General features: G+C 58.4%; 16 protein-coding genes and 1 pseudogene. 7 read left to right on the forward strand and 10 right to left on the reverse strand.

The window, feature by feature from the left end; genetic code table 11:
• Positions 1-121 precede the first annotated feature (121 nt).
• The 3 genes from IVB18_RS41165 to IVB18_RS41175 all read left to right on the forward strand — a co-directional run bounded on the left by IVB18_RS41165 (position 122) and on the right by IVB18_RS41175 (position 3,357).
• Entirely contained in the window at positions 122-457 is a 336-nt protein-coding gene (locus IVB18_RS41165; RefSeq protein WP_247985897.1) for a helix-turn-helix transcriptional regulator, read from the forward strand.
• Entirely contained in the window at positions 450-1,697 is a 1,248-nt protein-coding gene (locus IVB18_RS41170) for a HipA domain-containing protein (protein ID WP_247985898.1), read from the forward strand. Before IVB18_RS41165 ends, IVB18_RS41170 begins: the two co-directional genes overlap by 8 nt.
• A gap of 517 nt (positions 1,698-2,214) precedes the next feature.
• A complete protein-coding gene (locus tag IVB18_RS41175; RefSeq protein ID WP_247985899.1) occupies positions 2,215-3,357 on the forward strand; it encodes a hypothetical protein in 1,143 nt (380 codons plus the stop codon).
• A gap of 278 nt (positions 3,358-3,635) precedes the next feature.
• Here IVB18_RS41175 and IVB18_RS41180 read toward each other — a convergent pair whose 3' ends face one another.
• The 6 genes from IVB18_RS41180 to IVB18_RS41205 form a co-directional block, all read right to left on the reverse strand.
• Positions 3,636-3,821, reverse strand: coding sequence for a hypothetical protein (locus IVB18_RS41180; protein ID WP_247985900.1), 186 nt, complete (start codon positions 3,819-3,821; stop codon positions 3,636-3,638).
• Positions 3,822-4,184: 363 nt separating this feature from the next.
• Positions 4,185-5,336, reverse strand: coding sequence for a hypothetical protein (locus tag IVB18_RS41185; protein ID WP_247985901.1), 1,152 nt, complete (start codon positions 5,334-5,336; stop codon positions 4,185-4,187).
• A 57-nt stretch (positions 5,337-5,393) separates the two neighbouring features.
• The gene (locus tag IVB18_RS41190) at positions 5,394-6,740 is read right to left on the reverse strand and encodes an MFS transporter (protein WP_247985902.1); all 1,347 of its coding nucleotides are present in this window, start codon (positions 6,738-6,740) and stop codon (positions 5,394-5,396) included.
• Between the two features lie 122 nt (positions 6,741-6,862).
• Positions 6,863-7,648 (reverse strand): enoyl-CoA hydratase-related protein, encoded by a 786-nt coding sequence (locus IVB18_RS41195; protein ID WP_247985903.1) that lies wholly within the window; start codon positions 7,646-7,648, stop codon positions 6,863-6,865.
• A gap of 1 nt (position 7,649) precedes the next feature.
• Positions 7,650-8,456: an enoyl-CoA hydratase/isomerase family protein gene (locus tag IVB18_RS41200; protein ID WP_247985904.1), complete on the reverse strand. Its 807-nt coding sequence runs from the start codon at positions 8,454-8,456 to the stop codon at positions 7,650-7,652.
• Positions 8,457-8,469: 13 nt separating this feature from the next.
• Positions 8,470-10,065: a CoA-transferase gene (locus IVB18_RS41205; RefSeq protein ID WP_247985905.1), complete on the reverse strand. Its 1,596-nt coding sequence runs from the start codon at positions 10,063-10,065 to the stop codon at positions 8,470-8,472.
• Between the two features lie 304 nt (positions 10,066-10,369).
• Here IVB18_RS41205 and IVB18_RS41210 point away from each other — a divergent pair, with 304 nt between their 5' ends.
• The 4 genes and pseudogenes from IVB18_RS41210 to IVB18_RS41225 all read left to right on the forward strand — a co-directional run bounded on the left by IVB18_RS41210 (position 10,370) and on the right by IVB18_RS41225 (position 15,324).
• Positions 10,370-11,419: a LacI family DNA-binding transcriptional regulator gene (locus IVB18_RS41210; protein WP_247985906.1), complete on the forward strand. Its 1,050-nt coding sequence runs from the start codon at positions 10,370-10,372 to the stop codon at positions 11,417-11,419.
• 336 nt (positions 11,420-11,755) lie between these two features.
• Positions 11,756-12,685, forward strand: coding sequence for a dihydrodipicolinate synthase family protein (locus IVB18_RS41215; protein ID WP_247985907.1), 930 nt, complete (start codon positions 11,756-11,758; stop codon positions 12,683-12,685).
• Positions 12,686-12,773: 88 nt separating this feature from the next.
• A pseudogene (locus tag IVB18_RS41220) lies at positions 12,774-14,248 on the forward strand (aldehyde dehydrogenase family protein).
• 59 nt (positions 14,249-14,307) lie between these two features.
• Complete coding sequence (locus IVB18_RS41225) at positions 14,308-15,324, forward strand: LacI family DNA-binding transcriptional regulator (RefSeq protein ID WP_247493404.1); 1,017 nt, start codon at positions 14,308-14,310, stop codon at positions 15,322-15,324.
• A gap of 351 nt (positions 15,325-15,675) precedes the next feature.
• On the opposite strand, the gene IVB18_RS41230 is transcribed toward IVB18_RS41225, so the two are convergent.
• The 4 genes from IVB18_RS41230 to IVB18_RS41245 form a co-directional block, all read right to left on the reverse strand.
• Positions 15,676-16,326, reverse strand: a complete 651-nt coding sequence (locus IVB18_RS41230; protein WP_247493921.1) for a hypothetical protein — start codon at positions 16,324-16,326, stop codon at positions 15,676-15,678.
• The gene (locus tag IVB18_RS41235; protein WP_247985908.1) at positions 16,323-16,943 is read right to left on the reverse strand and encodes a c-type cytochrome; all 621 of its coding nucleotides are present in this window, start codon (positions 16,941-16,943) and stop codon (positions 16,323-16,325) included. The genes IVB18_RS41230 and IVB18_RS41235 overlap by 4 nt, the downstream gene beginning before the upstream one ends.
• Positions 16,944-17,010: 67 nt before the next feature.
• The gene (locus tag IVB18_RS41240; RefSeq protein WP_346732585.1) at positions 17,011-18,798 is read right to left on the reverse strand and encodes a PQQ-dependent dehydrogenase, methanol/ethanol family; all 1,788 of its coding nucleotides are present in this window, start codon (positions 18,796-18,798) and stop codon (positions 17,011-17,013) included.
• 88 nt (positions 18,799-18,886) lie between these two features.
• Complete coding sequence (locus IVB18_RS41245; protein WP_247985909.1) at positions 18,887-21,208, reverse strand: molybdopterin cofactor-binding domain-containing protein; 2,322 nt, start codon at positions 21,206-21,208, stop codon at positions 18,887-18,889.
• Position 21,209: the final 1 nt, after the last annotated feature.

Here is a 21,209-nt window from a genome sequence, read left to right on the forward strand (position 1 = left end):
TCCCAGGACCGACAGCTCGCTGGACCGCAATTGAGGATCTTGTTAACCCCGCCGCCCCTCTCTAGGAAAACTGTAAGCTTCGTGCTACATAGCTTTTCAATCTGTAGCGCGAAGGACACAAATGCCTACCCCCCACAATCCCCCTGCCGCCGTTCGGCGGGCCATGCGCAAGCTCGGCGCCGACATCCACGACGCCCGTCGGCGTCGGCGGCTGCCGATGGCAGTTGTAGCCGAGCGCGCCTTTACGTCCCGCTCGACCCTGCAAAGAGTAGAGGCCGGCGACACCAACGTCAGCATTGGTATCTATGCCGGCGTTCTTCAGGCGCTCGGTCTGCTGGACGGTCTGAGCCAGATCGCCGACATCAGCAACGATCGCGTCGGACAGGCGCTGGCCAGCGCCGAATTGCCCAAGCATATCCACCTCAAGCGGCCAGCAGGATCGTCCCGCAATGGCTGACTTCGAGGTGCACATCGATCTGGGCGGTCGCACTCGTCCTATCGGACTGGCGAGGAGCAATCGTGTTCGCGGCGCGGAGACTATCCTTTTCGAGTATGACCGTGGATGGCTTGAGGACGCGGACCGGTTTTCGCTTGAGCCTGCCCTCGCCTTAACGCGTGGCACCTTCGCTCCCCACGCCGGGCTCGCGACTTTTGGTTCTATCGGCGACTCCGCGCCCGATACCTGGGGCCGCCGTCTCATGCAGCGTGCCGAACGCCGCATTGCCGACCGCGAAGGTCGTGCGGTCCGCACCCTTGCAGAGAGCGACTATCTACTCGGCGTCGCGGACGAGACGCGACTTGGCGCACTCCGATTCCGCTGGGGCGGCGAAGAACCCTTCCAGGCGCCGATCCGCGCTGGCGTACCGGCCCTCATCGAACTCGGCAGCCTGCTGCAGATCACCGAGCGCATTCTCCGGGACGAGGAAACGGACGAAGACCTTCAGCTCATCTTCGCGCCCGGCTCCTCCCTGGGCGGCGCCCGGCCCAAGGCATCGGTCATCGACCAGCATGGTCACCTCTCCATCGCCAAGTTTCCGAAAGAGACCGACGATTACAGCATGGAGACCTGGGAGGAAATTGCGCTGCGGCTGGCCGTCCAGTCCGGCATAGCCACCCCGCAACACGAATTGATCGAAATGGCTGGCAAGTCGGTCATGCTGTCGCGACGCTTCGATCGCACTGGCGCGATCCGCATCCCCTTCCTGTCCGCGATGGCGATGATGGGCGCCAAGGACGGCGAGCGCGGCAGCTATCCCGAAATCGTCGACGCCCTTGCGCAATATGGCGCACAGGGAAAGACAGATGCCCACGCACTTTATCGGCGTGTCGTCTTCAACGTGCTGATCTCCAATGTGGACGATCACTTGCGCAACCACGGTTTCCTCTGGCTGGGAAAGGCGGGATGGTCGCTCTCTCCGGCTTATGATCTCAATCCCGTGCCAACTGATCTTAAGGCGCGGGTGCTGACGACCAACATCGACCTCGACGAAGGCACCTGCTCGCTTGACCTCCTTGAGGCTGCGTCGGAGTTCTTTGGACTCACGCTGCCGCAGGCACGCGCGATCATCAAAGAGGTTGCGACCGTGACCGCGACATGGCGTGACACTGCCAAGGCGGTGGGTGCCCGCGCGGCCGAGATCAACCGCATGGCCAGCGCGTTTGAGCACGACGATCTCAAGCGAGCACTGGCGCTTTGACCAGGACCTTCCTTCATAGCTTCACTCCACCAGCGGCGAGCCCCGTCGCCGGCCCGACCGTCGACTTCGATGTCTCGGATACCGATGACGCTGGCATGCCTGGCACTCCTTATGGCGCGTGGTCCATCCTCGATGCTGCTGACGGCACGGGAACGCCGTTCATCTTCAAAGAGCCGCTCGGACAAGCACGAGAAGTCAAAGTCGCGCTCTCCGGCCTGTTAGACGCTTCCCACCATTTCCTGGCTCAACTGAGAAGCGCTGGCCAATGCCATCTCAGGGTCCCACCCGGGCGACGGCGCTGGTCGCAAGAGACATAGAGAAATCCGATTCCTTTGGAAACGGACGCTCTGCTCGAGGCGGGATCCAGAACCACAGATTCGAACTGCGTCGCGAGAGATGTAAGGCGAATCGTGAAAGCGGTCAGATTTTCTGCTAGGGATCTGAACTGTCTCGGGCAAGGATCGCCGATAATAAGGACGAGAAGAAAGGCCTCATCAGCCGCCGAGCTCGGAGCGACATGTTTATTATTGTTCAGATTCCGTTTGCAGACTTCCGGCCAGTAGTTACTGGCGAGAGAGCTCGCTTGAGAGTCCCAGACTGGGGGGCCAAAGAGCCGAAAGGGTTCGTGAGAGGCTTCGGCAAGATCTCACTAAGAAACTCGTCCGGCTTGGGCTTAGCGGGAGAAAGCCGCTTTGCTGATATGGGTAACGCGATCCGCTTCCCCGAACACATCGACTACAGAGAGGACAGCTGGCCATCCTCACTGGACATTGTCCCTTGGTTCCGGCGGCTTTACTTCGACGGTCAGATTGCTGGACGCTTCGAAATCGGTTTTCTAATCGCGGAGGATTATGAAGAGCTAGTATTCGACAGGGCCGGGGTTGCGGCCCCGATCAGGCCGGCAATGTTGGCTCAACGTCTTCTAGCAACCACTGTTCAGATCAATTCCGTTGATGGCTCCAAACAGACCGTGCCCTTCGCTCGCTGCTCAAAGCTCCTCGGATTGGCGTACCTCGCCGCATCGACGAGCAACTCGGGCTTGATGTCCTATCCAATAGCAGAGACATTTGGCTCGGTTTTCTTTGCCGGAGATCCGCTCGTAACGATCCGGATCGCGTCTGGGCGGCCAATAGTCGATGGGCGCGACCGGCGCTATTTAACAAGTCACAACGAGCCCGCACTCTTCATCACTTCCGCTCGCGGGTCCCAAACAAGAAACAACGTTATCGTTCAAGCCTCCGAGAGAGGCACCAGAGAAGAGACCTCCCAGGAACGCATCACGCGGGTGCTCTTTGCGCACTTCAATTCGCTGGTATTCGCCTATGCGCAACTTCAGGACATCGGTTCGTCCATCGCTGGTAAAACTAACCGCGAGATCCTTCGCACTGCAGTTAAGACAATGATTGATAGGCTGGCGATAATTAATGAAGGAGACGCGCGCGACAGAGACGCCGCGTTTTCTGAGGGATTACGAAATTTCGCGAAGGCCCATTCCGGCCGCATCGAAGAACTTGCGACGAAACTGGAAGCTCTCTCTGCTGAATGGAACAAACCTACGAAATTTGAGCGCTTCCGCCAATATCTCAAGGGCGTGCACGACCTCGTCATAAGGACGGGCGTAGAAAAAGCAATCGATATAAGTATGAAAGGAGGAACATAGGGAATTCGGGCAGCACCGAATGCTCAGCCCTTCTATTCCGTAAAGCGGACGAGCCGCCTAATTCCATGTTCGGAAAATGCTACCAATTGGCGCGAAAGTCAATCACCCGGTCCCGTGTCGGCCGGGGTCGGCCGCGGCAAGTTCTGGGAGTCGGCTGGCAGGAGGCGTGGACAGCACAATTTCGCCCCGGTGAGAGCCGACGCCGTTCGGCCACCGGAGCGGAGGGACGGTCCCCGCCGGCCCTGGTCGGGCCGGTCCTCCCTCCCCGCACGTTTTCGTCACGTTCTGTCCACCGCAATCAGCACAGCACAGTCTTTCCCGCCTTTTTCCAATCGCCTGTCACGGTCGCCAATCCGTAAAAGCGGCATGCCGAACAGCTCCAGCAGCGACCCGAGCACCCATTCGATCCAGATGCCGAAGCGCTGATAGAGATCCCGAGCAGGTGTGGTCAAGAGCTGCCACACAACAACCCCGTACCAGATGATTTCGAGTGTGCGAAGCCGTGTGCAAGAATCGCGAGCTTGGCGGAGAGAGACGCTCCCGTCGGTATCGCAACCGCATAGAGACTGACGAAGAAGCCTATGCCTTTCGGATTGGCAAGACACCCGACGGGGTTAAATGGTCTACGTCTATCCAAACGGCCAAGGGGTGTCTCGCTTCATTGCATCGATCCGACTCCTGACAGCCAGTCAACCGAGACCGCAAAGCGATTGAGCCCGACCAGGAGGCATGCACCGATCAAGAATGAGGTTCGTGGCGTTGGGCGGCCCTGCTCTCGACCGCACCCGGAACATCGCCCTCGCTTTTGAGGTAGCTAGTGCGTCCTACTAGATCCGCCCCGCAGACAAGAGGTCGGTCAGGATCACAAGAGATTCAAACAGGAAGTAACTACCGAATATCAGTTCTGCGTCATGCGCTGTGTCGATATCCCGCGCGACCGCTTTTCGGGTGAAGCATCCCCCGGTGAGCATTCCAGGCGGACGCTGGTCGTCAGGACCGACAGGCGTTAGATATCCCGAGACCAGTTGGGTCACGGTACGTTCCGCGAAGTCTCGGTACTTGGCGCCACCAGTTGGGCCGAGTGCTGACGCAAGTCGCAGGGATGCTGCCGCAGCGATAGCGGTGGCCGCGGTATCCCTGCTGGTGGTCGGAATTGCTGGGTCATCGAAGTCCCAGTACGCAATGAGGTCCGCGGGCACGTGGTCGATCCACCAGTTCAGCACGCGCACGGCATATTCGCGCCACAAAGGCTCCTCTGGACGGACCATGGCAGCATGAGCGGTATAGAGCATCGCCCAAGCCTGCGCACGTCCCCAGGTGCTAACGTCGCTATATCCCTTATGCGTATGCGTTCTCAGCACCTTCGCGGTTTGCGGGTCGAGCGTGGATGATTGGATCACCGAGTCGTCGTGTCGCACATGGATTTCCAACACCCTCCGCATGTGGGTGTTGGCGACCTCCTCCATGTGCGAGTCGCTCAGCTGGTCCGCGGCCCAGTAAAGCAGGCTCGTGGCCTGGAGGGAGTCGATGCTGCTTTCGGCTGTCCCCACCGCGCTGGCTTCCTCGGCATCCTGGCCGAGAGGGATCAAGCCCAATTGTGGGTCGAACATCTGCTCCAGGGATCTAGCTGCCGTGAGCGCTGCATCACGTGCCGTCTCATCCCCGAAGAGGATACTTCCAAGCGCCGCTCCGTGGTAGAAACCAAAGCCCTTGAATGCCGTTCGGCGCTGGGCACGAGGCAGCATGCGGGCCAGAGCTGCATGCGCGTCAGAAATCGGGAAGCGTCGCGGATCCGCCAAATGCGCTAGCCACAGTTCGCCGACGAAGGCTCCGCCAGTCCAATCACCATCGGGTGTGGATATCCATTTTCCATCCTCAGTGCGGGCCCAATGCGGCAGGCCCGCCGTGACAGCATCCCTCGTTTGCGCAATGCGAGCCAGCATGCGCTGGCGCGCAGATAGGAAATTGCTTGTCGACATAGTTTCTCCCAAGAAGATTCTGGGCTCCAGGCTGAGCCGAATTGCAGCTACAAGTCATTAGTCGCCGATGTAGACGTGGCCGCGCTTCTTCGCGACGTGATAAACGACTACGCTCAGCACCGCGACCACCGATCCATAGACGGGAAATATCCAAGCCATATTGGCGTGCTGCAGCCACACCAGCAAATACGGTGAGGTCCCGCCGAACAGTGATACCCCGAGCGCATACCCGACAGCGATGCCCGTGGTGCGCACCGCTCGTGGCATCAGCGTAGTTGCGATGAAGTTGTAGAGAGCCATGTTGAAGCCGACGACCGCGCCTCCGAACACCATCACGAAGAAGAACGTGGAAATGCTCTTCTCCGAGTAAACCAACGTGAGGAAGAAGCACGCGACGAGCAGCAGCCGGAGCAGCGTGAATGCGCGCGAGGGGCGGACCTTGTCTGCGAAGGCGCCCACGAAGGGCGCTGTGACGATCCAGATCACGCCCATGAGAGTCGTAGTCCCATATACCCACGTGCTGTTCTCCTTGAACACGCCGTTGGCGAGGTTGGGCAAACCAGCATTCCACGCGTAGTTCGCGATCTGCACCGCTCCGACGACCAGGATGACGGCGAGCAGCGAAAGCCGCACGCTCCAGAGCGTCTTCCACACGTCGCCTGTGGTTTCCTGAGTGCGCGACAGTTCGTCGCGATGCATGACGTGCTTGATTAAGGTCTCTGGCAGTTTGCTACGCAAATAGATGATCAGCAGGCCGAGTACTCCGCCGACTGCAAAGGGCAGCCGCCAAGCCCATTCATGCATTGTCTCGGGAGCTACCGAGGCACTCACGAAAAAGGCGACCAAACTGGATGCGAAGACACCGAGCTGGATAAATGTGCCACCGATCAGACCAAGATATCGCCCCTCCTCGCCCGGCGGTGCAAGTTCGATCGCGATGGCGTTAGCGACACCCGCTTCAGCGCCGGTGGCGAGGCCTTGGATGAGCCGGACGAGCAGCAATATCACGGCGGCCGCGACGCCAAGCTCCTTGTAACCCGGCAAGACGGAAATCAGCAGCGAGCACAAGGCCATCGCGGTCACAGAGATCATCATCACTCGCTTGTGGCTGATGCGATCGGCAATGGGACCGAGTATCGCTGCTCCCAGCGGTCGCGCGAAGAAGCCCGCGCCATACACGGCAAGTGCGGCGAGCAGCGACGTCGTCGGATCAGTAGAGGGAAAGAAAAGCGGCGACAGAAAAGAAGCCATCATTCCGTAGACGGTCCAGTCGTACCACTCCAAAGCTACGCCACCGCCCAAAGCTATGGTCATGCTCCTAGTGGCAACCTGCTTTTCATGCGGCGTGGCTAGCGCCATGGTTTGCGAGGTGGCTGGAGTGATGGGCTCGATAATAGTAGTCATTCATTCCCTCCGGTTCATTTTATGATGAAAACGTTTACATTTTGGCGCGAGCAGCCCGCGCTGAGTGCTCCCGCATGCGGCCGACCGCTAAGTCATGGGGCCGGCCTGAGTTCTGCCCTCCGTCAACGTCCGGAGAATACCGGTGGCCGCTTTGCGACGAAGGCAGCCATGCCCTCCTTTTGATCGTCGGTGGTGAAGGCATACCGGATCGCGCGCCGCTCAATCGCCAAGCCGGCCGACAGCGGGGTTTCATAGGCGGCCTGGATCGATTCCTTGACCAACCGAGCAGCGATCGGCGCGCGATTCGAGATGACGCGAGCAATCGTCAGCGCCCGTCCGAGCAACTCTGAGGCCGGCAGCATTTCGGATGCGAGTCCGGCAGCCACTGCTTGCTCCGCGCTAATTGGTTCACCCGTCAACATCATCTGCATAGCGAGCGATTTGCCAACAATCCGCGTCAACCGCTGCGTTGCGCCATCGCCAGGCATGATTCCGATCGTGATTTCCGGTTGCGCGAGTACGCTGTCTTCCGACACCAGCAGGATGTCAGCGAGCATCGCGAGCTCAAGGCCGCCACCCAGGCATACGCCGCGAACCGCCGCAATGAGCGGCTTAGGAAAGCTAGCGATGCTATTCCATGCATCCTGCCGTGTGGGGTCGCTCAGCGCCTCGAAGCCGTCCTGCTGCATTTCCTTGATGTCAGCACCAGCGGAGAAGGTGCGTTCATCGCCACTAAGAACTACGCATCGCACAGCCTCGTCAAGACGAGCTGCACGAAGCGCATCGGCAAGTTGACCCAACAGAGCCGCACTCAATGCGTTTCTTTGCCTTGGGCGATTGAGCCGCAGCAGGAGTATGGCTGGCTCAGGCCGCTCGACGACGACGAGGGATTGCGTGACGAGATTCATATCATTCCTTTGGTGGAAAGACCCTTTGTTCATGCACCCTGAGGCTAGGCGCCGCCGTCTTCTTGGGAAGGAAGCGCTGCATATTCGCTCGTGCCGTCTCGTGAAGGATATCCTGAGCAAAGTAGCGGTTCGCCAAGTCATCCATGACTTCTGCCCTCGCTGTTACCGAAGTGGAGAAGAATTGTTTCGTGGTCAGCACGGCATGAGGCGGCATTGCCGCTAGGCCTTTGGCGTAGCGGAGCGACGCCTCGCGCGCAGTTTCAGTTGGGAGCGACTGAATGTCAGCCAGCCCCAACCGATGAGCCTCCACGCCATCGATCGGTGTCGGGCTCCAGCTCAAGGAGCGAGCCGCGAACGGTCCAACGCGTGCAGCTAAAGTGTCCAGCCCAAAGCCCGGCAACCAGCCTAAAGACACTTCTGGCAAATGCCAGCGCGCCAATGGAGCGGTTACGACAACGTCGCACGATACTGCGAGCATGAAGCCGCCACCCAAAGCAAACCCATCGACAGCACAGATGACAGGCTTTCTGACAAGAGCGAGAGAGCGCACAAACGCGCCCAGTCGGCGGTTCAGGTCAAACGTGTCGTTGATGTCGCCGGCCGAAAAGTCCTTAAGGTCTGCACCAGCTGAGAAACCGGGGCCGTTTCCAGCGAGCAATATCACGTTGACGTCTTTGTCGTTGGCCGCTCTGCTCACGGATTCAAGCAGATCTCTGAGCATGTCTTGGCCCAGAGCGTTACGTCGCTCTGGCCTGTTCATCGCCAGGATTTCGACCTTGTCCTCGTAATCTCTTGTAACGAACGTCACGACGGCCCCCTCCCTACGCCTGTCCGGCGCCATCGTGGAACCGCACCGCCAAATTCATCGGCTCATTCTTGAAAATCCTTGCGTCCATCAGCTTCAGGTCGGGCGACACGGCTATCTCGAATTCAATGTTCGGCAGCACGTGCTTTTCGAGTGATACGCCAGGCGCTACTTCGGTCAGCATCAGGCCGTTCGGAGTAAGCTTGAACACGGCACGCTCGGTAATGAATACGACCTCTTGCTGGCGCTCTTTTGCGAAAGCGCCGCTGAAGGTGATTTGGTAGACGTCCTTCACCCATTTTTTGACCGTCCCCTCATTGGCAATGACGAGAGAGCCGCCTTCCGGGATCGCCTTCAACCCGGACGCCGTAAGAGTGCCGGAGAAGACGACTTTTCGAGCGCCCTGACTGATGTTTATGAAGCCCCCAGGTCCTATGATCTTGTCGCCGAAGCGGCTAACGTTGACGTTGCCGTGTCGATCGACTTCCGCAGAAGACAGGAATGCGATATCGAGCCCGCCGCCATCGTAGAAATCGAACTGATCCGGTTGCGGTGCTATCATGTCGTAGTTCGTGCCGGCGCCCGCATCCTGTCCGGGCGCAGGAATGCCGCCAATCACTCCCTGCTCGGCTGTCAGTGTGACTGAGCGATATATTCCTTCTTCGGCGGCGACGACCGCAATCCCGTTCGAGATGCCATAGCCGATGTTGACGGTAGCTCCGGGGGTCAACTCAAGCGCCGCGCGACGCGCGATTACCTTTCTCACGTCGAACGGCTGCGAGGCGAATTTGCCATCCGGTACGCGCATTTTGCCCGCATAGGCTGGGCTATACTCCGTCGCATATGTCTGTCGCTGATTGGGATCGACGACGAGGTAATCGACCAGAACTCCAGGTATTCTTACTTCTCGTTGATTTAGCGTATCGGATGCGGCTAGCCGCTTGACCTGGACAATGACTGTTCCACCTGAGCGGCGCGCTGCAGCCGCGATCGACATGCTTTCGCCGACATATGCCTCGTCCTCCAGCGAGATGTTTCCCTTCTCGTCCGCAATGCTGCCTCTCAGGATGGCGACCTGGATTGGGAAGGTCTTATAGAGCAGGTGCTCTTCTCCTTCGATATCGACAAGCGCAACCATATCCTCTTTGCTGCACTCGCTTTGCTTACAGCCGCCGATGCGGGGATCGGCGAATGTCCGCAGCCCGACCTTCGTGATTACACCGGGGCGCCCCGCTGCATTTTCACGGGCGAGCTGTGCCAAGACGCCCTGAGGGAGAGTGTACGCTTCAATTTCATTGGCCAGCGCCCGCCGTCCAAGCGCAGGACAATTGTTCAAACCGCTCGCCACAACTCGACGGACCAGGCCCGGAGCAGCCAATTTGTTGAATCCGGTCGTGGCCCAATCGCCAATTGCCACCGTACCAACCAGCATCAAGTTCTTAGGAGATGCCTGCTCGGAATGAACGTCGCGGAGCGCGTCGATGATCAGCTCCGGGATGGCGACGCCAGCAGAACCACCGAAATAAACGCAATCACCATCGGAGATCAGCGATACGGCTTGCCTAGCCGTAATAATTGGCACCTGACCCGTTCGTTTGTCCTTCGCTTGCATGCCTTCTCCACTGCCAAATCGCCGGCTCATTGCTTCTGACCAGCCCAGCTTGCCTCGCACCGGAAGCCGTTGCCGCACGCGAGCGCATTGTGCACCGGCCGCCGAAGTATGAAAAGGTTTACATCAAGAACCAGCAAGAGTGCAACAAAAAAGATAGGAGATAGGGAAAAGTGATCATCACAGCCGTATATAGCGGCATTTTGGCGCTATTTTTGGTTCCTTTGAGCCGCCTGATATGGTAACGATTTCAGAACCGATCTGGCGCGCAGCCTCTCAAAGCTGGCGGCGAGGAAGAAATAGGCTCATGGCTTTGGATAAAATGCCCCGTGTGGACCAAAAACAATCACCGACTGTCGTCGAAGTAGCCAAGCGGGCGGGCTGTTCTATCGCCACAGTTTCGCGTGTGTTGAATCGACCGGAAACCGTTGCGATCGATATGAGAGAGCGCATTTTGCGGGTCGTTGATGAGCTCGGGTACGTTCCCAACGGGTCGGCACGCGCGCTACGATCCTCGCGTTCCCGGCTGATTGGCTTGATAGTTCCGACGTTAGACAGCGCGATCTTCACTCGAATGCTGGAAGGCCTGGAGAGCCGGCTGGCGCCGGCGGGTGCGTCTCTGGTCTACTCTGCAACAGGCTACGATCTGGACCGCGAGATCCGCGTTGTACGTAATCTTATCGAAAAAGGAGTGGATGGCATTGTTCTCGTGGGCTCCTGCCATCGAAAGGAAACCCTCAAGCTGCTGCGTGAACACAAGGTAAGATTTGCAGTAACCTACGCGCTTTCGGACGATGCCTCGATTCCCAGCATGGGTTTTGACAATCGCAGTGGCGGGGCTTTGGCAGCAAGCTACCTTGCAGACCTCGGTCACAAGAATCTCGGAGTCATTGCTGGTGTAACGCGCGAAAACGATCGTGCATCTGGTCGCCTTGAGGGCTTTCTGGCCATGGCTGAACGTCGTGGAATAGACCGCTCCAGCATTGTCGTTGTGGAATCCCCCTACGAATTCAGCCGTGGCCGAGCCGCAGCTAAAATCATTCTCAATCAAAATAGAAATGTAACGGCGATATTTTGCGGAAGCGACGTGCTTGCTGTCGGTGCTTTGCGCGGCTGCCAGGATGCAGGACTACGTGTACCTCAAGACATATCGATGATCGGTTTCGATAACCTCGATATCGCCGAATATCTCACTCCCGGCCTCACGACGGTTGACGTCCCGGCTCGTCTGATGGGCGAACAGGCAGCTAATTACTTTCTGGCAGACCGAAATTCGCTGGATATACACTCCAGAGTAGATCTCGAGACGCGGTTGATCGTTCGAGAATCAACTGCGCCCGCGAGAGATCGACAGTGACCGAAAGCGCATCCGCATATTGTCACGGGCTGATCTCCCCGCGGATCGGAATGCACGTGCCAACGAACTCGTTTGTCGAACGACAGTTGTTAGTGGTTTTGCGTTCCCTGTCGATGTTCGCGCCGAATTTTCGAAGCGCGGCCGAACCGCAGGAGAACTGACCGGCAATAGTCCGATATCAGCCGGATAGTAATTTTTGGCAGGTGCTCCGTGACCACGACTGAGGCCCGTTCTTACATATTGTGCGAGCCATAGAACATTCGCGATACCGGATCGATGAACCCGATACAGCCGCTCATTCCTATGCTCCGCACCCTAGAAAAGAGATCCTGACCCATGCAAACCCAAAAACGTGCGCTCTATAGTGGCTTGTTTCCCGTTGCGCCAACGCCATTCACCGACTCTGGAGATCTAGACCTTGAGGGGCAACGGCGCGTTCTGGATTGCATGATCGATCAGAAGGTCGACGGAATTTGCATCCTGGCCAACTATTCGGAGCAGTTCCTGTTGTCTGATGAGGAACGCAGATTGCTGGTTGACCTCTGCCTATCACATGTGGCTGGCCGCAAGCCGGTCATGGTGACATGCAGCCATTTCAGCACTCGTATCGCGGTGGAGCGCGCACGTTATGCGGCCGAACGAGGCGCAAGCCTTCTCATGCTGATGCCGCCTTATCACGGCTCAGGTCTCAAGGCGGACGAAGCCCATATGATCGAGCATTTCGCTCGTGTGGCCGATGCGGCAAGAATCCCGATTATGATTCAGGATGCGCCGCTCAGCGGCGTGACGCTCTCGGTATCCTTTCTCGTGCGGCTGGCCCAAGAGGTGCCGCTCGCAAACCATTTCAAGATCGAAGTGCCTTTTGCTGCGGCGAAGCTGCGCAATCTGATCGAGGCAGGAGGTGCTGCCATAGCGGGTCCGTTTGACGGAGAAGAAGCCATTACTATGATGGCAGATCTCGAAGCTGGCGCGACCGGGACGATGTCGAGCGCGTTGTGTCCCGATCTGTTGCGCGCCGTTTTCGATCATTATATGGCGGGTCGGAGCACGGAAGCGGCCGCCGCCTATGCAACAGTGCTGCCGTTGATCAACTACGAGAACCGTCAATGTGGCCTGCGCGCTGCCAAGAGCGTGATGAGGGAAGGCAACGTCATCAGATGTGACGCTGTGCGGCATCCCCTGGAGCAAATTCATCCCAAAACGAAGGCCGGGCTGATTGAGCTTGCACGCGGGGTCAACCCGTTGGCCCTCCGCTGGGGGCGCTGAATCGTTCTGCTGAAGTGACTCACTCCGGCGATACGATGTGCGAGGCCGTATCTACCTGAAGAATTCAACCCGAGCTCAGAGCTTATCGATGACAAAGAACTATATTGCTGGCGAGTGGCTTCCCGCGGCAGAGGTCACCCCAAACATCAACCCGTCCAACACCAATGACGTTGTCGGTGAATATGCCCGCGCCTCGGCCACCGAGACTGAGCGTGCGATCGCCGCCGCTTTTGATGCTTTTCCGGCTTGGTCGCGCTCCTCCATTCAGACCCGGCATGACATCCTCAAGGCGGTTGGCATGAGATCCAAGCTCGCAAGGACGAGCTCGGCCGCCTGCTCTCCCGCGAGGAGGGAAAGACCTTGCCGGAAGGCATCGGCGAGGTCGCGCGCGCTGGACAAATCTTCCATTTTTTTGCCGGTGAGTGCCTCCGGATGGCGGGCGAGAAGCTGCCATCGGTACGGCCATTCGTCGATGTGGAGATCACCCGCGAGCCGGTTGGCGTCATCGGGCTCATCACTCCCTGGAACTTTCCGATCGCGATTCCAGCCTGGAAGATCGCCCCAGCGCTTGCCTACGGCAACACCGTTGTGTTCAAGCCTGCCGAGCTCGTGCCGGGTTCGGCTCATGCGCTCTCCGAGATCATCGTACGCGCCGGAGTGCCGCCAGGTGTATTCAACCTCGTCATGGGCCGCGGCTCGGTGGTTGGCGAGGCGATGCTGAACAGCTCGAAAGTTTCAGCCATCTCCTTTACGGGCTCAGTGCCGACGGGGCGCAAGATCGCCCAGACGTGCATCACTTCTGAACCGATGAAGAAGCTTCAACTCGAGATGGGCGGCAAGAACCCTATGGTGGTCCTTGATGATGCCGATCTGGAGCTAGCAGTGGAATGCGCGGTGAACAGCGCCTTCTTCTCCACCGGCCAGCGCTGTACTGCCTCGTCGCGGCTAATTGTGACAGATGGCATCCACGATCGATTCGTGACCGCCCTGCAGGAGCGGATGCAGGGGCTTGTCATTGACGATGCGTTGAAAGCCGGCACGCATGTCGGCCCGGTCGTCGACCAGAGCCAACTCGACCAGGACATGAAATATATCAGCATAGGCCAGGTGGAAGGCGCCAAGCTTGTCGCCGGGGGAAAGCTGCTGAAACGCGACGCGCCCGGATTCTATCTCGCGCCCGCTCTGCTCACGCAGGTGAGCAATGAGATGCGCGTGGCGCGCGAGGAGATTTTCGGGCCAGTGGCCAGCGTAATCCGGGCGAAGGACTATGACGCGGCGCTTGAACTCGCCAACGACACGCCATTCGGCCTGTCGTCGGGGATCTGCACCACGAGCCTGAAATACGCCGCCCACTTCAAGCGCAATGCAGAGGCCGGCATGGTGATGGTGAATCTGCCGACGGCCGGCGTGGACTATCACGTGCCGTTCGGCGGCCGCAAAGGCTCCAGTTATGGATCACGCGAGCAGGGCCGTTACGCGCAGGAATTCTATACAACGGTGAAGACCGCCTACACTTTCGACGGCAACGGTCCCTACGTCCACAAGACCAAGTCGACCGAGTAAGTGCGGCAACGCCGCAAATCCCGTTCCGTGTTGATCAAAGTCACGCCGGAGGCAGGCGTTTGAGTGGTCCAACAATCAGAGACATTGCGCGTGAGGCGAATGTCGGTACCGCAACCGTCGAGCGGGTTCTTAACGACCGTGGCGGCGTGAGGACCGAGCTTGCCGAAAGAGTCATCAAGGTTGCAAAGAAGCTAAAATACGGCGACCGGCGATTGAGGCCTCACAGCGGCATCATTCGGATTGAGGTGCTTCTCGTTCAGCCGGAGGCCGAAGTGTTTTATGCCGACCTCAACGCTACGTTCCAGAGAATTGCTGCCTCCCTGGACCCAACCATTTTGGTGCACCGGACGTTCGTTCGCGAGGATGATATCGCCGCCGTCGCCCAACATATTGCGAAGCCCCCTATTCGCCGAGCCGGCCTCATCGTTCTGGCTCCAGACCATCCTGAAATTACGGCCAGCATCCGCCAAGTCCGCCTGGCGGGCGTGGAAGTCGTGCAATTGCTGACGGGAAGCGCCGGCGACGATGTGCCCTATATCGGGATCGACAACTACGCGGCTGGCAGGACTGCCGCCTACTATATGTCGCGCATGTTGCGGGGAAGCAGCGGCACTTTGCTCGCCATGTGCCACAGCGGAGGCTACCGGGCGCATAGGGAGCGCATACGCGGCTTCTCGGATTATTTAGCGCAGCACACGAATGGCGATCACAATTTCGACCTCGTCATTTTTGGACATGACGACAATTTGCTTTCAGCAGAGAGGCTGACGGAAGCCTTGCGCGACAATCGCGTTATCGGACTGTACAGTGTGGGTGCCGGAAGAGAGGGCATCGCGGCGGCTTTGAACGCTCATCCTGCCAAGGTCTTTTGGATCGGGCACGCGCTTACTCAGAGCACTAAAAAATGTCTCCGGTCGGGTTTGATGGACATCTGTATCGACGGCGCGCCGGAAACCCAGGCGCGCCGCTCGCTTGATACAGTGCTTCGCCGTCTCGGGTTAATTGATGTGGACGTGAGCAACGCTCCTGTCCAGTTTCTCACCATCACCGCGCAGAATCTCTCGATCAGCGTCTGACAGTTGCGGCGATTTACTCCGCCGCAAAAGGAGGGGCTTTCGTGCGGCTGAAGGCTCGCTCGTCGCAAGCCACGGCACTGGCGAAAGAAAAAGGCCGCTGCTGGACCTGTCCAACAGCGGCTTAAGTCGAGGGAGGAAGCAGACGAGCCCGGTCTGCCAGCGGATCCGTTGCGATCGGACGTGATACGCTCCAGCACGTCGGCCAGATAAACCCGCGGGCTGCTGGCTCTCTCGTAGAGATGCGGGCCCATTACCGACGCCGCTCACCATTTCGCAACAACAGTCCTGGTCTGATGGAGGTACACCGCAGAACTCCAAGGGCGTTTGTAGTGCGTTCTTCGCAATGCGCGTTCAGCGGTCCACCGTCTGTTCGATGATGAAGTGCGTCGCATTGACAAAGTCCTGCAAAGGCTGGCCGGCGCGGCGATAGACTTCCCGATCCAGAATAAAGTGACGGCGGTCTGAGTGCTTTTCGCAGTGCTCCTTTATAAGCAGACCGCCCACTGGAGTGTCTCCTTCGTCGGGCTTCGCCTCTCGGCAAATCCACCCGGCCTCCCCGTATCGAGCTCTCACGATGAGTGCCAGCAGATATGCCTTTTTACGCCAGAAAGGACGTGCGTTCGGATCCGTGTCGATCCGAATACCTTCCAACGCGCCGCTGCCGTCGATGAGCCCCGTCAGCAGCACGGGATGACCGCCGATCTTCGTACCCTGATATTTGTCGCTCAGAGCCGCCAACGGATTGAGTTCGTCATTCAAATGGAACGAGAGAACGTGCAAACCCGATTGATCAGCCGGACATGCCTGAAAGTCGTTCCAGCCCTTTAGCTTGGCTCCTTCCTTAGCGGCACAAGAAAGGTTGATATACTCTTCAGGCTGGATGTTAGCGACGTGCATCCCAAGGCTCAGGTCGCGCAAGTCGGCCGCCTGAGCCGCGTTGGCACCGTGAACGGCCAAGAAAAGCAACAGTGGCACCGTCCAGATTGATGGTGTTCGGGTCATCGCTTCTTCTCTTCCGCGCCGGCTGCCTGCGAGTTTAACGGGATGTTCTTGTAGACTTCGCAGGCCCTTGAGCCCTCTCCGTAAAAATCACTGCAGTCTTGATAGCTTGTCGGCCCCTTGCCTTTGATATGCTCCAGAACATAGTCGACGACTTTCTCGATCTCCTTCGGCCGGAGAAACGCAGCCGCATCCGGAGGCAAGTCCTTGCCGAGATCTTGAGCCGTGATGTCCGAGTAGCATCGGTAGTCCTTGTAGGCGTCGCGATCAAAACGCGGCATTCCTGTTCCTGGCCGTCCGCAATGGACGACCTCGACGATTTGATCTCGGGTGAGCTGCGTTGCTCGCAACGAGAGCGCTGCGCCACCATAGCCCCCGCCTCCACCGCCATGCCATTTGTGGCAGCCGACACAATTTGCCTTTTCGTAGATGCGCTGGCCCTCATCGAGCGCATGGTGCGCTCCGTTGATAACCTGCCCCGGTACCGGTGTGCCGCCTTCGCCTCGAGCCAAATCTCGTGTCGCGAGAAACGCCAAAGCACTACCTGCGATCAAACCTATCGCGCCAAGGCGCAGCGCGCCTTTAGCCCGCTCGTTCACGCGCCCAACCGTCAATTCCATTCTTTCCTCTTGAACTATTGACGATTTGGGGCGCGCCCAAGTGTGCCCCACTTCGCCACGCAGCGGATCACAACGCGAAGACGTAGAGCATGGAGCCCGGCGGGACTTTCTCCAGGCCTTTGGTGGAATCGAGGTTCCACTTGTCCCAGGCGCCACCCAGTCCCACGAGGATCGCAATATACTGCTTTCCATCGACCGAGAACGTCATGGGCGGAGCGTTGACGCCGCCACCGGTATTGAATTCCCATACCTTGTTCAGAGTCTTGGCATCGAGCGCGTAGAGTTCTCCGGATGGATGGCCGGCGAACACCAACTCGGGCGTTGCAAGCAGCCCACCCAGCATCGGGTACTTGGTCTCATACTTGCCGGTAACCTTACCAGTGCTAGCGTCAATGGCGGTTACGCTCCCCGTTATTGGCAGCTTCACGACTGGACCGCCACCTGTGAAGAACTCGCGCGCCTTCCAATCGCCAGCGTTGGTCTCCTTGTTGTCCAGCTCGTCGCAGCTCTCGATGACGGGGATGTACCAGGTCGTCAGTTCTGGATTGTAAGCGGTGGGCGGCCAGTTCTTGCCACCGTTATGTCCGGGACAAACGGTGACATGCGTGTTCTTCCGGTTCAGCGTCACCTGAGGATCATAGGTCTGAACTGATTTGCTGGGATCATACTCAATCGGCTTTCCGCTCTCGGGGTTAATGCCTTTGGTCCAAGTCACCTTCTTCACGAAGGGCGTTGCCCAAAGGAAAGAGCCGTCGGCGCGGTCGAGCGCATAGCCGAAGCCGTTGCGATCGGCTTCAAGGACCACCTTGCGCGCCTTTCCCTTGACAGGGATGTCAACCAGCACTCTCTCCGCGACGCTATCATAGTCGAACGGATCATTCGGTGTGTGCTGAAAGTGCCATTTGATCTTTCCGGTGTCCGGATCCAGCGCAAGGGTACTATCAGTGTAAAGATTGTCGCCCTGACGGTACTCAGTATCAAAATCTGGACCAGGATTGCCGACGCCCCAGTAGATCAACTGAGCTTGGGGATCGTAGGAGCCGGTCACCCAGGTCGACCCCCCACCCGTCTTCCAGGCATCATGATTATCCTTCCAGGTTTCGTTGCCCGGTTCGCCGTTCCCTGGAGTCGTATAGGTTCGCCATACTTCCTTTTGAGACTTCAAATCGGTGGCGGCAATCCAGCCGCGGATGCCGTACTCGGCACCCGCCACGCCGCTAATAGCCATGTTCTTAACGATCAATGGCGCGCCAGTGATCACCTCGCCCTTGTCTGGATCGGCTACTTTGCGTTCCCAAGCGACTTTGCCGTCTTCCTTGTTGGTCACGACCAATCGCCCATCGAGGGTATGAGAGACTACAAAATTGTCCCATAGCGCAGCGCCTCGATTGTTAACGCCGCAACAAGCAATGGCACCGGCCCAGTCATGGTCGGTCTTCGGATCCATTTTCCAGACCAGATTTCCGTTCGCCCCGTGAAGATCGATTTTATAGACAGATCCCCACCCGTCGGTGACATACATGAATCCGTTCTCGACGATCGGAGTTCCTTCGAGGCCGCCATGACTCCAAATACCGCCACCCTCGATGCCGCCCAGAGCCATTGTCCAGGCAACGTGCAGCCCCTTGACCGTATTGCGATTGATCTGGTTCAGCGGTGAGTAACGCTGTGCCGTGTAGTCGCGGTGGTGATGCAGCCAGTTGCTCGTTTCCTGCGTGGCATTGAGAAGCCGCTTTTCGGTCGTTTCATCCGAAGCAGCCGCCGCATTCCCAAGCACACCTGCCATTACGCCTATCCCGACGATCGTGCTGATGGTCGCCCAAACTCCAGCTTTTGTCCTGCTTACCTTGGACATCCTTGTCGCTCCTCTAGTGGTAATTTGTTCTGTTGATTGTGTTCGAGCTCGATCGCGGTTCGAGGCGATCGCGATTGGACCTGAGCGTCTAGACTCGGATCTGATTGCCTGCCGGAAGAGAACGGATACGTTTGCCCGTGGCCGCAAAAATAGCGTTGCAGAGCGCAGGCAGAAAAGGCGGCACTCCCGGCTCGCCGACACCGCCCGCGGGCACGTCAGAACCGTTCGGAACGATGTGAACACGCACATTTATCGGTGCATTGTCTATGCGGGCCACCGGATAGTCATCAAAATTGCTCTGCTCGGCGCGGCCATTCTTGAACGAAATCTCGCCGATGAAATTGCTGAGCCCCATGACTGCTGCCCCCTCAATCTGGGACCGAATCCGCTCGGGGTTGACGGCAAAACCGCAGTCGATAGCAGTCTCGACGCGCGGGATGATGAGCTTTCCTTGACGATCCACCCCAACTTCAACAACTGTCGCCACGTACGACAGGAAGCTCCGGTGTGCTGCGATTCCGAGCCCGCTTCCCTTTGGAAGCGATCTTCCCCAGTTCGCACGCGAGGCCGCCAAGTTGACCACGTTCGCGAGCCGTCCGGTGTCGATGGGGTAGGTTGAATACGGATCGCCGTAGTTCCAAAGCGGATCCGTCACCCCGAGTGTCTCAAGCTCAAGCTGTCGTGGGAGCCCGATGATTTCGAGGAGGAAGTCTTTGGGATCCTTCCCCAAGGCCTGTGCGATCTCTGCGATAAAGGATTGTACGGCAAACGCATGAGGTATGTTGTTGACTGACCGAAACCAGCCAATTCGCGTCAGCGCCGCCGCTTCACCAGTCTCGACGCGCATATTTGGGATGTCCAGCGCAACATCTGTAAGCCCCAACCCAAGTTCAACAGCCTGCTCGCGCTTCGGGTCAGGCTTGAAATTCGCAAACAAGGTCGGCGCCACCGAACGATGCCGCCATGCAATCACTTTTCCCGATGAGTCAACCCCTGCGTCCAAGCGCGAATAAGTGACAGTATGATAGAAGCCATGATGGAGGTCGTCCTCTCGCGTCCAGGCGAGCTTAACCGGCGCGCCATCGAGTGCCTTCGAGAGCAGTACGGCTTCCTGCGCGAAATCCGATTGGCACTTTCGGCCAAAGCCACCGCCAAGAAGAGTGACGTTCACTTTGATCTTCTCGATTGGCAAATCGAGCAGCTTGGCGAATGCTTCGCGCGCGCCAAACGGATATTGCAACGGAGCCCAAACCTCGCACTCGCCATTGCGAATGGCCGCTGTCGCAACCAGCGGTTCCATCGAGGCTTGAGCGAGGTGCGGCACGTAATACTCCGCGGATAGAACTTTCGACGCGGCCGCGAACGCCTTGTCGAAATCTCCCTGATTGCGCTCGATACGACCCGGCTTGTTCGCCACTTCGGCCATCTGCCGTCGATATCCGGCGGAATCGTAATCCCCATTTGCGCCGTCTTCCCAGTCGACCTTCAGGGCTTCTCGACCCTTTATGGCCGCCCACGTGTTCGTAGCCACCACCGCGATCCCTCCAAGAGGTGAGAATGCGGCAGGCGGCGCCCAGCTGACCTTGAGTTCCAAGACCTTTTCGACGCCTGGAATTTTGAGGGCATCTGTTGCGTCCAAGGACTTTATCCTGCCGCCGACCACGGGAGGACGGGCAATTACGGCGTATTTCATGCCCGGCAAGCGGACATCATATCCGTACTCCGCCTTGCCGACAGTGATGTCGAACAAGTCATAGATTGGGATCTTGCCCTGCCCCATATACCGGAAAGCACTATCAGGCTTGAACTTGAGGCTCTCTGCTGGCGGGGTCGGCAAGTCCATCGCGGCTTCGGCGAGTTCACCGTAGCCGAGCTTGCGGCTGGTCGATCGATGTATGACCTCGTGATTGGCCGCTTGAACCTCTGATAAGGCAACTCCCCACTGTGTTGCCGCCGCTTGCTCCAGCATCTGGCGCATCGCCGCGCCGACTTGTCTCATCGGTTGGAAGAAGTGACGCATGCTACGAGAGCCGTCGGTGTCCTGATTGCCGTACCGCGGCTCATCGGCGACCGCTTGGACTATACGGACCTTCGACCAATCCGCTTCCATTTCGTCCGCCACCACCATCGGAAGTGACGTTCGAATCCCTGTGCCCATCTCGGAACGGTGGGCCGTAATCAAAACGATCCCCGACGAATCAATCGATACGAAGACATGCGGATCATTGACAACACTATGCGGCATCTGAGCGCCACCGGTTTCGTATGCTAGACCCGGCTCGAGGCTAGAGATCTCGGCAGCGAGAACGAAGGCGGCCACAGCGGCCGTCGAGCGAAGGAACTGACGGCGGCTAACGTTCTCGATTTTTACGCAAGGACTGGACGAGGTTCTCGGCGCATGCACGTTCATC

The sequence above is a fragment of the Bradyrhizobium sp. 186 genome (assembly GCF_023101685.1).
In the GTDB taxonomy this organism is placed as follows: Bacteria; Pseudomonadota; Alphaproteobacteria; order Rhizobiales; family Xanthobacteraceae; genus Bradyrhizobium.

Excerpts from the sequence above, each read along its gene's own strand:
- IVB18_RS41240 (WP_346732585.1), bottom strand. The coding sequence starts at position 18,798 with ATGTCCAAGGTAAGCAGGACAAAAGCTGGAGTTTGGGCGACCATCAGC.
- IVB18_RS41245 (WP_247985909.1), bottom strand. The coding sequence starts at position 21,208 with ATGAACGTGCATGCGCCGAGAACCTCGTCCAGTCCTTGCGTAAAAATC.
- IVB18_RS41215 (WP_247985907.1), top strand. The coding sequence starts at position 11,756 with ATGCAAACCCAAAAACGTGCGCTCTATAGTGGCTTGTTTCCCGTTGCG.
- IVB18_RS41235 (WP_247985908.1), bottom strand. The coding sequence starts at position 16,943 with ATGGAATTGACGGTTGGGCGCGTGAACGAGCGGGCTAAAGGCGCGCTG.
- IVB18_RS41165 (WP_247985897.1), top strand. The coding sequence starts at position 122 with ATGCCTACCCCCCACAATCCCCCTGCCGCCGTTCGGCGGGCCATGCGC.
- IVB18_RS41205 (WP_247985905.1), bottom strand. The coding sequence starts at position 10,065 with ATGCAAGCGAAGGACAAACGAACGGGTCAGGTGCCAATTATTACGGCT.
- IVB18_RS41170 (WP_247985898.1), top strand. The coding sequence starts at position 450 with ATGGCTGACTTCGAGGTGCACATCGATCTGGGCGGTCGCACTCGTCCT.
- IVB18_RS41230 (WP_247493921.1), bottom strand. The coding sequence starts at position 16,326 with ATGACCCGAACACCATCAATCTGGACGGTGCCACTGTTGCTTTTCTTG.
- IVB18_RS41175 (WP_247985899.1), top strand. The coding sequence starts at position 2,215 with ATGTTTATTATTGTTCAGATTCCGTTTGCAGACTTCCGGCCAGTAGTT.
- IVB18_RS41185 (WP_247985901.1), bottom strand. The coding sequence starts at position 5,336 with ATGTCGACAAGCAATTTCCTATCTGCGCGCCAGCGCATGCTGGCTCGC.
- IVB18_RS41190 (WP_247985902.1), bottom strand. The coding sequence starts at position 6,740 with ATGACTACTATTATCGAGCCCATCACTCCAGCCACCTCGCAAACCATG.
- IVB18_RS41210 (WP_247985906.1), top strand. The coding sequence starts at position 10,370 with ATGGCTTTGGATAAAATGCCCCGTGTGGACCAAAAACAATCACCGACT.
- IVB18_RS41195 (WP_247985903.1), bottom strand. The coding sequence starts at position 7,648 with ATGAATCTCGTCACGCAATCCCTCGTCGTCGTCGAGCGGCCTGAGCCA.